The organism is bacterium endosymbiont of Bathymodiolus sp. 5 South, from assembly GCF_900128535.1.
GTDB lineage: Bacteria > Pseudomonadota > Gammaproteobacteria > PS1 > Pseudothioglobaceae > Thiodubiliella.
The window spans coordinates 1-12,538 of sequence record NZ_FQTR01000055.1 but is presented as its reverse complement, the minus strand read 5'-3'; the positions used below and the strand labels follow the sequence as shown (position 1 = coordinate 12,538).

Here is a 12,538-nt window from a genome sequence, read left to right as displayed (position 1 = left end):
TATTAACCCTTCATTTTTTGCAAAGAAAAACCGAAGAATATGAGCGATTAAAGATTGAAATTGAACAGCTTAAGCGGCAGATAGGGTAATGAGCTACATTCAAAAACTTCGTCAATTATTAGACAGAGAAACCAAACGCCACTTGCTTTGGTTAGTGGTTTTTTCTATTTTTGTCTCAGTAGTAGAAACAATTGGAATCTCGGCAATTATGCCATTTATTGATATTTCAGTAAACTTTGATAGTATTCATCAAAATCAATACTACCAATGGATTTTTGTCTTTTTCGGTTTTGAGGACGATGTTAATTTTGCTATTGTTTTTGGCTTGACTTTGGTTGGTTTTTACATTTTTAGAGGCGGTGTAAATTTGACATATAACTATGTAATGGCTCATTTCACAGAAGAACTTTATGCACGAACAACAAGGAGATTGTTTAAAACTTATTTAGCGATGCCTTGTCGAGTTTTTGCCAATAAAAATAGCAGTTATCTGACTAAGGCAATTATCACAGAGGCATCTTTAATGTCCTTAGTTATCCGCGCTGTTTTATTGATAATGTCTGAGATTTTTGTTACTGTATTCATATATATATTAATGCTAATTGCCAGTTGGAAAATAACACTTATATTTACAGCAATTTTAATTCTTAAAATACTTTTTTTAACACACTCAATTTCAAAAAGAATAAAAGTAGTCGGCAAAGTAAGAGCAAGTGTTCAAGCAAAACTGTATGAAATTATTAATAGAATATTTGGTAATTTTGAGCATGTTAAATTACAAGATAAAGATAGACTGAAAGATATTGAAAGCGATTTTTCCACAACAGTTAATAAATACGCAAAAGCAAATGCAAGCTACAATTTTTTAAATGACTTTCCAAGATTGTTTATAGAAACCAGTGGCTTTTCTCTAATCGTCTTATTACTAGTGGTCTTGTTATACTTTAAGCAATCTAATATAGCGTATATTTTGCCAATTTTAAGTTTATTTGTATTGGCTTTATACCGTCTACTACCATCGATTAATCGCATTGTTAATGAGTATAACGGACTAATGTATTATCATAAGTCGATTGATATTATTGACGAAGAATTAAGAACTACCCAAGAAAACTTAAAAGATGAAAACATTTATTTCAATTATAAAATTGAACTAACGAATGTTGGTTTTCACTATCAAGAAAAAACAGTTTTAAGCGATATAAATTTGACTATAAATAAGGGTGAAAAAATTGCATTTATTGGTGAAAGTGGCTCTGGTAAAAGTACCTTGGTGAATTTAATTATTGGATTGCATCAGCAGAATCAAGGGGAAATCAAAATCGATGATATTGTGTTAGATGAATTTAATTTACAAAATTGGCGCTCACAAATCGGCTATATTCCACAACAAGTTTATTTGTTTGATGGCACCATTGCTGACAATATCTGTTTTGGTAGAAAATTAGAGGACGCCTTGTTAGAAAAGGTTTTAAAGCAGGCCAATATTTTTGACTTTCTACAAACTAAAGCAGGAATAGATACCTTAGTTGGCGAGGGTGGGATACAGTTAAGTGGAGGGCAAAAACAACGCGTTGCCATTGCAAGAGCTTTATACGGAGAGCCAGAAGTGTTAGTCTTGGACGAGGCAACCAGTGCATTAGATGATGAAACAGAGCAAAAAATTATGGATGAAATCTATAAAATCAGTCAAAATAAAACTTTAATCATTATTGCTCATCGCTTAAGCACAATTAAAGGTTGTAACAAAGTTTTTGAAATAAAAAACAAAAAAATTACTCAATAATGTCCATATGAAATTTCAAAATACAATTATCCCAGTAATCCTTTCAGGTGGTCATGGAACGCGCCTTTGGCCGTTATCCCGAAAGCAATATCCTATTAACAAATCTAGACAAGTTACACAGCTTAGGATGGTATTATAAAATTGAATTAAATGATGGTTTAAAACTGTATTTAATTAGTATAAAACACAAGTCTTGAGTAATATTTAAAATGCTTAACTCCCTTGTATAATATCATGGGCTGAACTTAAAATTTAACATAGTAAAAAAGGTATAAAAATGGATTTAAAAACTCAAATTAAAAAATATTTTTGGAAAATAGAGTTAGACATTTCACGCTTTAAGTCTTGCTCAACAGGACGAAGGATGGCTTTACTCAAGTCATACGATATAGGGCTTGTTTTAGATATCGGTGCTAATTCTGGGCAGTTATTGCAAGTAGATAGCATTCTCTATAGATTTTAATACACCACTTAGCAATGAAAAAATTAATAATTTATATACCCTCTTATAACCGTTCCGACAGATTAATGAGTCAGTTGAAAGTTATCAATAAAGAGATGAGTAGTGATATTAAGGTTGTTATAAGTGATAATAATTCAACAGATATTGAAGGATATAAAAACATTGAAAAATACTGTATTGATAATAATCTAACTTATAGCAGGAACGCAACTAATCTACTTGCGGATACCAATATTGTGAGTGGATTTTTACATGCAGATAAATGCAATTATCTTTGGATTTTGAGTGATGACGATATGTTAATGGAAGGCAGCATATCAAAAATAATGGAGATTTTAAATCACGATATGGATGTTTTGTTTTTTACAATTAAAGACAGAGAGAATATTGAGTTTCAGAATTGGAATCAAAAAGAATTTTTCAAGAGTGCACTTGAAAATCCAGATGGAGTTGGCTTAATTAGCTATGTAATTTATAAAACAGATTTTATAAAGACATCTGTACCAGTTGGGTTTCAACATATATATACTTGTTTTGCACACTTGGCTATACTGATAGACAGCTTTAAAAACAAAGAAGCAAAAATTTGTAGACTATCAAAAAAAAAGATATTTTCACCTCAAATTGAGATGCCTGCTGCAATGCAAGAGTGGTACAGTAAAAGTTATTTTGGATATGTGTTATTAGCAGAATTATTTAAGGAGGATATTAAAAAGTTATTTTTAAATGATTGGACTAATATTGTTAATTTAACACTTTGGCCAATAAAATCTAAAGACAAAATTGCGGAAGTTAATCGTATTTATGCCGAGGGGTATATAAAAAATAATATTAACTTTTACGGAATATTTAAATTTAAATTACTCGTTTGTAAAGTATTTTTAAGTCCAATAATTATGTTTATAAAAAAGTTTTTACCAAAAATATACAGCTCTATAAGGTCGTTGGTAAAATACGGATGAAAAAAATAGGCGTATGGAATTATTATTAATAGAGACCTTTGCATAAATAGGAACAATCATCAGAAACCTACTTTTCACCCACTTGGCGATTTTTTAAACCCAGCCTTAGCTCTGCTAGGACAAGGTTTAAAGAAATCACCCATTGGGAAAAAATTGGATTTTGCTAATCATCCCTACTTATGCAAAGGTCTCATAATTAAAAGAAAACACAATTTGATTATTTTTGCGGTAATGTATTCCTATATATTGGGGGGCGAACAATATAACCGACCACATTCTAAAAGAATGTTTTATAGATAAGAGAGATTTTTAGGATTATAAGTCATTATTATGATCACCTTACAGATTTATCCGATGACAAGTATCTTGAATATATTGATGCAATCGAAAGTTATTTAAAGAGTGAAGGGGCTTATAAATTCAGTGCTGAAAATTTTGCAAATACTATTGTACAAGTCATTGAAGATGATATTAATATTAAAGAAGGAGTAAATTATGAAAGCAGTAATTTTAGCCGGAGGTTTGGGTACGCGCCTAAGTGAAGAAACAAGTATTAAGCCAAAACCAATGGTAGAAATTGGCGGTAAGCCGATTTTATGGCACATTATGAAAATGTATTCCACTCACGGCATTAATGATTTTGTTATTTGTTGTGGTTACAAAGGTTATGTTATTAAAGAATATTTTGCCAACTACTTTTTACATCAATCGGATGTTACCTTTAATATGAAAACTAATGCTATGGAAGTGCACAAAGAAGGTGCGGAGCCTTGGACGGTTACTTTGATTGATACAGGTGATAATTCTATGACAGGCGGTAGGCTAGGTAGAGTGGCAGAATATGTAAAAAATGAAGAGGCTTTTTGCTTTACTTATGGTGATGGTGTGTCAGATGTTGATATTTCAGCGTTGGTAGCCTTTCATCAAGAGCACGGCAAAGAGGCAACACTAACTGCCACCTACCCACCAGGTAGATTTGGTGCATTAGATATACAGGATAACCAAATCAAGCAATTTGTGGAAAAACCTAAAGGCGATGGTGCTTTGATTAATGGTGGTTTTTTTGTACTTTCTCCAAAAGTTTTAAAACGAATTTCTGGTGATGATTGCACTTGGGAACAAGCGCCATTGCAAGACTTAGCTAAAGATGATAATTTAATGGCATTTACACATGAAGGTTTTTGGCAGCCAATGGATACATTGCGCGACAAGCTATATTTACAAGAGCTTTGGGGTGCGGGTCGTGCCCCATGGAAGACTTGGTAATTGATAATGATAAGCCAAGATTTTTGGAGAGGTAGGCGTATATTTCTCACAGGACATACTGGCTTTAAAGGCAGTTGGTTGTCTTTATGGTTGACTTCATTAGGCGCAGAAGTAAAAGGTTATGCACTCAATCCGCCGACATCACCTTCATTATTTAATGAGGCAAAAATTGAGTCAATTATTGTCTCAGAGATTGGTGATATTAGAAACCAAGACAAACTGCACAAAAGTATGATAACTTTTAATCCTGATATTTTGATACATATGGCAGCACAGCCCTTGGTCAGGTATTCTTATGATAATCCAGTTGAAACTTATGAAGTTAATGTTATTGGCACGGTTAAGGTATTGGAAGTAGCGCGAAGTTGCTCTAACCTAAAGGCTATTGTGAATATTACAACGGATAAATGCTATGAAAATGATTCTCGCAAAGAAGGTTATATAGAGACAGATTCAATGGGAGGTTACGACCCTTATAGTAGCAGTAAGGGCTGTGCAGAATTAGTCACTTCGAGCTATAAGCGTTCTTTTTTACAAGAGCAGGGTATTGGTATAGCATCAGTCCGAGCAGGTAATGTTATTGGCGGTGGTGATTGGGCACACGATAGGTTAATACCCGATATTTTAAGGTCGTTTGAAAAAAATGAGTCAGTTATCATTCGCAATCCTAAAGCCACACGCCCTTGGCAACATGTTTTAGAACCATTATCAGGATATTTAATCTTGCTTGAAAAGCTTTATAAAAATCAAGGAAAATATGCCGAAGGCTGGAATTTTGGGCCTAATGAGCAAGATGTTCAGCCAGTAGATTGGATTTTAAATAAAATGACATTAAAATGGCCTGGTTCTAATTGGGAGCTTGATAAAAATGCCAACCCACATGAGGCGGATTTTTTGAAGTTGAATATTGCAAAAGCCGAATTAAAGCTTGGTTGGAAACCGGTATGGGAGTTAAACTATACACTGGAAAAGATTGTTGACTGGCACAAGGCTTGGCTTAATAAAGAAAATATACAAGCTGTGTGTCTGGCAGAAATCAAAGAATACACAAAAGATATGAATAATGAAAACCACTGAAGAATTAAGGTTAGAAATCGCAGAACTTGTACAGGAGTTTGCAGATTTAAAATACACGGAAAAAACTTTTAAGCCAGGTAGGAGTGTTGTTCCGCCATCGGGAAAAGTAATAGGCGCTACCGAACTACAATATATGGTGGATGCATCGTTGGACGGCTGGCTGACGACTGGGCGTTTTAATCGTAAATTTGAAAAAGAACTGTCTGAGTTTATCGGTATCAAGCATTTAATAACGGTTAATTCAGGTTCATCTGCCAATTTAGTCGCATTTGCCACGCTAACATCGCCAAAATTAGGCGATAGGGCTATTAAAAAAGGCGATGAAGTCATTGGTGTGGCTGCAGGCTTTCCTACAACGGTTAATCCAATTGTGCAATTTGGCGCTATTCCTGTGTTTGTTGATGTGGATTTAGCAACGCACAATGTTGATGCAGATTTAATTGAAGCAGCAATCACACCAAAAACTAAAGCTATTATGTTGGCACATACTTTAGGCAATCCATATAATTTAGACAAGGTTAAGAGGTTATGCGATAAATACAATCTTTGGCTGGTTGAAGACTGCTGTGATGCATTAGGTGCAAAATACAATAACCAGCATGTCGGAACATTTGGTGATATTGCTACTTGTAGTTTTTACCCAGCACATCATATTACAATGGGAGAGGGTGGTGCAGTATTTACTAACAATGCAAAACTAATGACAATTGCAGAATCATTTAGAGATTGGGGTAGAGATTGTTATTGTGACCCAGGCTGTGACAACACCTGTGAGAAGCGTTTTGAGCAACAATTAGGCGATTTGCCGTATGGTTATGACCATAAATACACTTATTCACACCTTGGCTATAATCTTAAAATTAGCGATATGCAAGCAGCCTGTGGTTTAGCACAATTAAAAAGATTGCCAGAATTTATCAAAAAACGCAATGAAAATTTTACTTACCTTAAAAACAAATTAAGTAGTTTGACTCAATTTATTGATTTACCACAGGTTACTGAAAACTCAGAGCCTTCATGGTTTGGATTTCCTGTTACTTTAAAAGACAATATTGATAGAGTTAAATTCACTCAACATTTAGACAGCCATAAAATTGGAACAAGACTATTGTTTGCTGGTAATTTAACCAAACAGCCTTATTTTCAAGATATTGAATATAGAATTGCCAGTGATTTAACCAATACTAATATTACAATGAATCAAACCTTATGGCTAGGTATTTATCCTGCATTGGGTGTAGAACAGTTGGATTTTATTGCTGAAAAGATACAAGAGTTTGTAGGATAAATTATGATTAAACTTTCCGACGCTGCGTATGAAATAGATGGACAGCCAATGTTTAAGGTTTTGGATAAGGTTCAAAAACTAGAAAGAGAAGGTAAAAAAATCCTTCACTTTGAATTAGGAGAGCCTGATTTTGACACGCCAGATAATATAATTAATGTCTGTGTTGACGCGCTAAAAAGCGGCGATACTCATTATACAAATTCAATGGGTTTGTTTGAGTTGAGAGAAGCTGTGGCAGAAACAACATTCAAATCTAGAGGATTTAAACCAAATATTGACCAAATCCTTATTACACCAGGTGCCAATGCAATTATTTATTTTGCTATTCGTTGTCTTGTTAATATGGACGAAGAAGTTATTGTGCCAGACCCCGGTTTTCCAACTTATTTTTCTGCTATTAAATTTTGCGGCGCCAAGGCGGTACGCGTTGCATTAAAGGAGGAAAATCAACATCAACTAATGGCCGATGATGTCAGGCAGTTAATCACAGATAAAACAAGATTGGTTATTATCAATTCTCCAAGCAACCCTACTGGAGCAATGACCGAACAAAAAGAAATAGAAGAAATTTATAAAATTTGTAGTGATAAAGGTATTTTTATTCTTTCTGATGAAATTTATTCAAGATTAGTATTTAAAGATAGTAGTGAATTCTTTAGTCCATCAATGCTTGATTTTTGTAAAAGCAATGTTATTGTCCTTAATGGTTTTAGTAAAGCATTTGCCATGACAGGGTGGCGTATAGGTGCTGCAATTGGACCTGAACATCTGATTGGAAAGATGGGGCTATTATTGCAAACAGTTAATTCTTGTGTCTCTCCATTTATTCAACGGGCAGCTATTGAGGCTATTAATGGTGACCAATCAGATGTTCAAACAATGAAAGAAGAATATTCTGAGCGACGCAAAATTTTAGTAAGCGGACTAAATTCAATAGAGGGGGTTAGGTGTGCAATGCCAAAAGGTTCAATTTACGCATTTGCAAGCGTTTCTGGTTTGGGTATGACAGGCGAAGAATTCTCAGACTTTGCATTAGAGCAAGCAGGTGTAGCATTGTTACCGGGTAGTAGCTTTGGTCATTATGCCGATAATTTTGTTAGAATTTGTTATGTTAATTCAATCAGCAATATTAATCTTGCTATTGAAAAAATAAAAGAGGCATTAAAAAATAGAGGTATCAAATGAAACAAAGAGTAGCAGATATTGTTGCATCATTTCTTGTTGAACAAGGTATTAAAGATATATTTACACTTACTGGTGGCGGTGCAATGTTTTTGAATGATGGTATTGCATTGAATGACGATATTAACGCAATTTGCAATCATCACGAGCAAGCTTGTGCTATGGGCGCAGTTGCTTATGCAAAATATAAAAATGGACTATCTGCTACTATGCTTACAACAGGCTGCGGTGCTACTAATGCAATTACTGGTTTGTTGGATGCATGGCAAGATAACACACCAGTGATTTTTATATCGGGTCAAATAAAACGTAAAGAAACCTCTAGAAATGCACAAACAAACCTACGCCAATTTGGCGTACAAGAGGCTGATATTGTTTCCATCGTAGAGTCATTAACAAAATATGCTGTCATGGTCAATGAGCCAAAAGAAATTTTATACCATTTAGAAAAAGCCGCACATCTCGCATTAACTGGCCGCCAAGGTCCTGTTTGGATTGATATACCTTTGGATGTTCAAGGGTTTTCTGTAAATGTAAACGAATTAAAGTACTTTACCCCTGAAGCTAAAACCAATCAAGAAATAAAAGGCATAGATCAGTTTATTGAAATGTACGCACAAGCGGAACGACCAATTATTTTAGCCGGTAATGGTGTTCGATTATCTGGTTCAGTAGATAAATTAAGGGTCTTTGCTAACAAGAACAACATACCGTGTGTTGTGTCCTATCTAGCGGTAGATTTTTTTGAACAAGATAACTTAAATTATGTTGGTCGTTTAGGTATTAAGGGCGATAGGGCGGGAAATTTTGCCATACAAAACAGTGATTTAATTATCAGTTTAGGGTCAAGATTAAGTGTTTGCTTGACGGGGTTTGAATATGAATTATTTGGAAAAAATTCTAAGTTAGTTGTCATTGATATTGATGAAGATGAGCATAAGAAGGACACAGTTAATATTGACCAATTTATTCATACTGATGTCAGATATTTTTTAGAAAATATAGAAAGCAAAATAACACCAAAAACTTTAGGAAATTGGCAAAATAAATGTATTCATTGGAAAAATAAATGGCCAGTTTATCAAAAAGGATATGATATTGATACTGTTAATATGTATGAATTCATAAAGACATTATCAGAATTGGCAAACGAAGATTCTATTGTAGTTTCGGATGCAGGTTCATCTTACTATGTAACCTCGCAATCATTTACTTTAAAAAGCAATAAACAGCGTTATATTACTTCTGGTGCACAAGCTGATATGGGCTTTACTTTACCAGTTGCAATTGGTGCATCGGTTGCAGCTAATAAACCAGTTATAGGCATTACAGGAGATGGATCGTTCCAACTTAATATACAAGAATTACAAACGATTAAGCATTACAATTTTCCAGTTAAACTTATTGTTTGGAATAACAATGGGTATTTATCTATACGAGCAACACAGAATAAATTTTTTGATGGTCGTAAAATAGGAACCGACTCTGAATCAGGTGTTTCTTTTCCAGAAGTGGAAAAAATTGCCAATGCTTATGGGCTTCCTTATGTAAAAATTAATAATGTTAGTGAATTAAGAGAAAAACTCGCAAGTGTTATCACTGCCGTTGGTCCAGTAATTTGTGAAGTGATATGTCCAGAAAATCAAGAAATCATTCCTGCAGTTAGTGCTGTTAAAAACAAAGGTGGGGGTATGGCGTCTAAACCCATTGAAGACATGTATCCATTTCTAGAGCGTGATGAGTTTTTAAATGAAATGAATATTAAGCCTATCTAGCTTTGTATGAAAATAGCAATCTTAGGCGCAACTAGTCGAATAGCACAGGATTTAATCTTGTCTTTTTCAAAGAATAAGGAATATAACTTTTCGCTTTTTAGCCGTAATATAAAATTATTAAAAGAGTGGGCAAGTAGTGCAAACTTGAATGGGGAATATCAAGTGCAAGCGTATGATGATTTTAGTGACAATCAGAAATATGATATTATTATTAATTTTGTAGGGATAGGTGATCCAGAAAAAGCCCAAAAGATGGGCAGTGATATTTTTAAAATAACTGAGAAATATGATGACATGGTGCTTGAGTATCTTAAGTTACATAAGGAAACTAAATATTTTTTTCTGAGTAGTGGTGCAGTTTATGGCGGTAATTATCAAAAGCCAGTCGATGAGAATACAGTTGCTACGATAGATATTAATAACCTTAAATCAACTGATTGGTATACACTGGCTAAGTTGCATGCAGAGGCTAAACATAGAGCGCTGTTTAATTTTTCTATTGTTGATGTCAGGGTGTTTAACTATTTTAGCCATACACAAGATATGAATGCTCGATTTTTGATTACCGATATAGTGCGTGCTATAAAAAATAAAAAAGTCTTTAAAACTTCTGCGGATAATATTGTTAGAGATTTTATTACGCCACCTGATTTTTATCATCTAGTGCAATCAATTATTGAGTATAAGCCAATTAATACAGCTTTAGATTGTTACACTCAGGCGCCAATATCAAAATTTGATTTATTGACTGAATTGCAACAGCAATTTGGTTTGGATTATTCTATTGATAAGGTTGTTAATATAGTCAATGCTACGGGCTCTAAAATGCATTATTATTCAACTTATAAAAAAGCAGAAAAAATGGGGTATAAACCTGAAAATACTGCGTTAGAAGGTGTTACCATGGAAATGAAGGCTATCTTAATTGCATGAAAGAAACAGTTCAAATTGTTATTTTATCAAGAGACCGACCAAAATATCTCAAAGAGTCGCTTGATTCGGTATTAAATCAAAATCTATCAAAGGTGGCGGTTAAAGTCATTGTATCTGATAATTCTGAGAAAGAAGAAGTTAAGAAGATGATTGAACGAGATTATCCGAGCCATAACTTTAAATATATTCGTAGAAATCCACCAGTACCCGCAAAAGAACATTTTCAGTTAACCATTTCTGAATGCGAAGAAAAGTATATAGTTATGTTTCATGACGACGATATGATGCACCCCGATTATGTTGAGACTATGCTTCCATTCATTCAAAAAGAAGGCGTGTCTGCCGTGGGATGCAATGCATTTTTATGTAAGAATAGTGTTTCAAAGTCTAAGGATAAGACTTACTATCTTGAAACTTATAAAGAGTTTGACAATGAAAAGGATTTTTTAGAGCAATATAGTCCAGGAAATGGAGGAATTGCTCCATTTCCAAGTTATATGTATTGCACAAATTTTTTAAAGAAAATATCGTTAGTATCGCTTCCGGGCGCTAAATATTTCGATATTATTTTATTGAGTACTATGTTGAAATATGGTTTAATTGCTTGGCTTCCAGATACTTTGATGTATTACAGGGTTCACGATGAAAATGATAGTAATACAGAAGATACAGTCGGTGGTATTGCCTTGTTAAATTATATGGCAAAAAAAGGGATAGGCAAGAACCAAGATTTTTTTGTTGCAATGCGGTATGATTTATGGAGAAAATGGCTTGTAAAACAAGATAAAGCAAATTTATTCTCATGGAGAAATAAAGTTGTTTTTAAGTTTTTATTATTAAAATCTTTTTACCTTACTAGAAAGTTATTTTTTTGGAGGGCAGTTTTTAGAAAAATTAAAATATCCCTAAGGGGCGATTAAAGTTTATGAAGTTTTCGGTATTAATATCAATTTACTACAAAGAAGAGGTGGGGAGCTTTAATAGGGCGATGCGAAGTGTGTGGGATGAGCAGACTGTCAAGCCTAATGAGGTGGTTTTGGTGGAGGATGGTCCGTTGACTGATGGGCTTTACCAGGCTATTGGAGAATGGAAAGAGAGGTTGGCTAATACCTTGCAGGTTGTTTCTCTTAAAGAGAATGTTGGTGTTGGTGCTGCTAAGAATATTGGCATAGAGGTGTGTAGTTGTGAGTTGATTGCGGTGATGGATACGGATGATGTGTCGTTGCCTAAACGGTTTGAGAAACAGTTGGCAGTATTTGAGAATCAAGATGTTGATGTTTGTGGCACTTGGATAGGGGAATTTGAGTTTAACGAAACTCAGATAATATCTTACAGAAGAACGCCTGAGCAGCATAATGAGATAGCGGCATTTGCCAAAGGCAGAAGTCCTGTTAATCATGTGACGGCAATGTATAAGAAATCTTGGGTATTGAATGTGGGTAATTATGCCAAGTATAGAACTAGTGAAGATTACAATTTGTTCGTTAAGTTGATTATGGCTGGGGCAAAGATTTATAATCTGCAAGAGTCGTTAGTGAGTGTGCGAATGGGCAATGAACAACAGATGCGCAGAGGTGGTTTGAAAAATGCGATGTTTGAAGTGGATGTGCAGGTGGATTTTTATAAAATGGGGTTTTTAAGCCTTTTTGAAATGATTAGGAATATGTCTGTTGGTTTTGTTGTTCGAATGTTGCCGAATGCCTTAATGAAGGTAGTTTTTAAAATGATAAGAAAACTGTGAGACTTTTCTTATGAATGATAAGGAAATAGAAAAAAATCGTTATAATAATAGTGCTATTGGTGCTT

At 34.2% G+C, this 12,538-nt stretch carries 11 protein-coding genes and 1 pseudogene; 11 read left to right on the top strand and 1 reads right to left on the bottom strand.

From position 1 onward, the window contains the following. Positions 1 to 88: 88 nt before the first annotated feature. Both BBROOKSOX_RS06360 and BBROOKSOX_RS06355 read left to right on the top strand, forming a co-directional pair. Positions 89 to 1,786, top strand: a complete 1,698-nt coding sequence (locus BBROOKSOX_RS06360) for an ABC transporter ATP-binding protein/permease (protein WP_139660390.1) — start codon at positions 89 to 91, stop codon at positions 1,784 to 1,786. A gap of 25 nt (positions 1,787 to 1,811) precedes the next feature. Beyond that, positions 1,812 to 1,880 (top strand): annotated as a pseudogene (locus tag BBROOKSOX_RS06355) (sugar phosphate nucleotidyltransferase); the annotation flags it as partial. A gap of 197 nt (positions 1,881 to 2,077) precedes the next feature. Here the strand turns inward: BBROOKSOX_RS06355 and BBROOKSOX_RS06350 are convergent. Then, positions 2,078 to 2,233, bottom strand: coding sequence for a hypothetical protein (locus BBROOKSOX_RS06350; RefSeq protein ID WP_180323887.1), 156 nt, complete (start codon positions 2,231 to 2,233; stop codon positions 2,078 to 2,080). 30 nt (positions 2,234 to 2,263) lie between these two features. On the opposite strand from BBROOKSOX_RS06350, the gene BBROOKSOX_RS06345 reads away from it, so the two are divergent. The 9 genes from BBROOKSOX_RS06345 (at position 2,264) to BBROOKSOX_RS06305 (ending at position 12,473) form a co-directional block, all read left to right on the top strand. After that, positions 2,264 to 3,211, top strand: coding sequence for a glycosyltransferase (locus tag BBROOKSOX_RS06345; RefSeq protein WP_139660389.1), 948 nt, complete (start codon positions 2,264 to 2,266; stop codon positions 3,209 to 3,211). Positions 3,212 to 3,706: 495 nt separating this feature from the next. Beyond that, entirely contained in the window at positions 3,707 to 4,477 is a 771-nt protein-coding gene (rfbF, locus tag BBROOKSOX_RS06340; protein ID WP_139660388.1) for a glucose-1-phosphate cytidylyltransferase, read from the top strand. A 6-nt stretch (positions 4,478 to 4,483) separates the two neighbouring features. Continuing rightward, complete coding sequence (gene rfbG, locus BBROOKSOX_RS06335) at positions 4,484 to 5,554, top strand: CDP-glucose 4,6-dehydratase (RefSeq protein ID WP_139660387.1); 1,071 nt, start codon at positions 4,484 to 4,486, stop codon at positions 5,552 to 5,554. Next, the gene (rfbH, locus tag BBROOKSOX_RS06330; protein WP_139660386.1) at positions 5,541 to 6,842 is read left to right on the top strand and encodes a lipopolysaccharide biosynthesis protein RfbH; all 1,302 of its coding nucleotides are present in this window, start codon (positions 5,541 to 5,543) and stop codon (positions 6,840 to 6,842) included. Before rfbG ends, rfbH begins: the two co-directional genes overlap by 14 nt. Before the next feature lie 3 nt (positions 6,843 to 6,845). Then, a complete protein-coding gene (locus BBROOKSOX_RS06325; protein ID WP_139660385.1) occupies positions 6,846 to 8,027 on the top strand; it encodes a pyridoxal phosphate-dependent aminotransferase in 1,182 nt (393 codons plus the stop codon). Beyond that, a complete protein-coding gene (locus tag BBROOKSOX_RS06320) occupies positions 8,024 to 9,799 on the top strand; it encodes a thiamine pyrophosphate-binding protein (RefSeq protein ID WP_139660384.1) in 1,776 nt (591 codons plus the stop codon). Before BBROOKSOX_RS06325 ends, BBROOKSOX_RS06320 begins: the two co-directional genes overlap by 4 nt. Before the next feature lie 6 nt (positions 9,800 to 9,805). Continuing rightward, positions 9,806 to 10,732, top strand: coding sequence for an NAD-dependent epimerase/dehydratase family protein (locus BBROOKSOX_RS06315; protein WP_139660383.1), 927 nt, complete (start codon positions 9,806 to 9,808; stop codon positions 10,730 to 10,732). Continuing rightward, positions 10,729 to 11,652, top strand: coding sequence for a glycosyltransferase family A protein (locus BBROOKSOX_RS06310; protein WP_139660382.1), 924 nt, complete (start codon positions 10,729 to 10,731; stop codon positions 11,650 to 11,652). The genes BBROOKSOX_RS06315 and BBROOKSOX_RS06310 overlap by 4 nt, the downstream gene beginning before the upstream one ends. A 5-nt stretch (positions 11,653 to 11,657) precedes the next feature. After that, positions 11,658 to 12,473, top strand: coding sequence for a glycosyltransferase (locus BBROOKSOX_RS06305; protein WP_139660381.1), 816 nt, complete (start codon positions 11,658 to 11,660; stop codon positions 12,471 to 12,473). Positions 12,474 to 12,538: the final 65 nt, after the last annotated feature.

Excerpts from the sequence above, each read along its gene's own strand:
- BBROOKSOX_RS06350 (WP_180323887.1), bottom strand. The coding sequence starts at position 2,233 with ATGCTATCTACTTGCAATAACTGCCCAGAATTAGCACCGATATCTAAA.
- rfbH (WP_139660386.1), top strand. The coding sequence starts at position 5,541 with ATGAAAACCACTGAAGAATTAAGGTTAGAAATCGCAGAACTTGTACAG.
- BBROOKSOX_RS06320 (WP_139660384.1), top strand. The coding sequence starts at position 8,024 with ATGAAACAAAGAGTAGCAGATATTGTTGCATCATTTCTTGTTGAACAA.
- BBROOKSOX_RS06360 (WP_139660390.1), top strand. The coding sequence starts at position 89 with ATGAGCTACATTCAAAAACTTCGTCAATTATTAGACAGAGAAACCAAA.
- rfbF (WP_139660388.1), top strand. The coding sequence starts at position 3,707 with ATGAAAGCAGTAATTTTAGCCGGAGGTTTGGGTACGCGCCTAAGTGAA.
- BBROOKSOX_RS06310 (WP_139660382.1), top strand. The coding sequence starts at position 10,729 with ATGAAAGAAACAGTTCAAATTGTTATTTTATCAAGAGACCGACCAAAA.
- BBROOKSOX_RS06305 (WP_139660381.1), top strand. The coding sequence starts at position 11,658 with ATGAAGTTTTCGGTATTAATATCAATTTACTACAAAGAAGAGGTGGGG.
- BBROOKSOX_RS06345 (WP_139660389.1), top strand. The coding sequence starts at position 2,264 with ATGAAAAAATTAATAATTTATATACCCTCTTATAACCGTTCCGACAGA.
- rfbG (WP_139660387.1), top strand. The coding sequence starts at position 4,484 with ATGATAAGCCAAGATTTTTGGAGAGGTAGGCGTATATTTCTCACAGGA.
- BBROOKSOX_RS06325 (WP_139660385.1), top strand. The coding sequence starts at position 6,846 with ATGATTAAACTTTCCGACGCTGCGTATGAAATAGATGGACAGCCAATG.
- BBROOKSOX_RS06315 (WP_139660383.1), top strand. The coding sequence starts at position 9,806 with ATGAAAATAGCAATCTTAGGCGCAACTAGTCGAATAGCACAGGATTTA.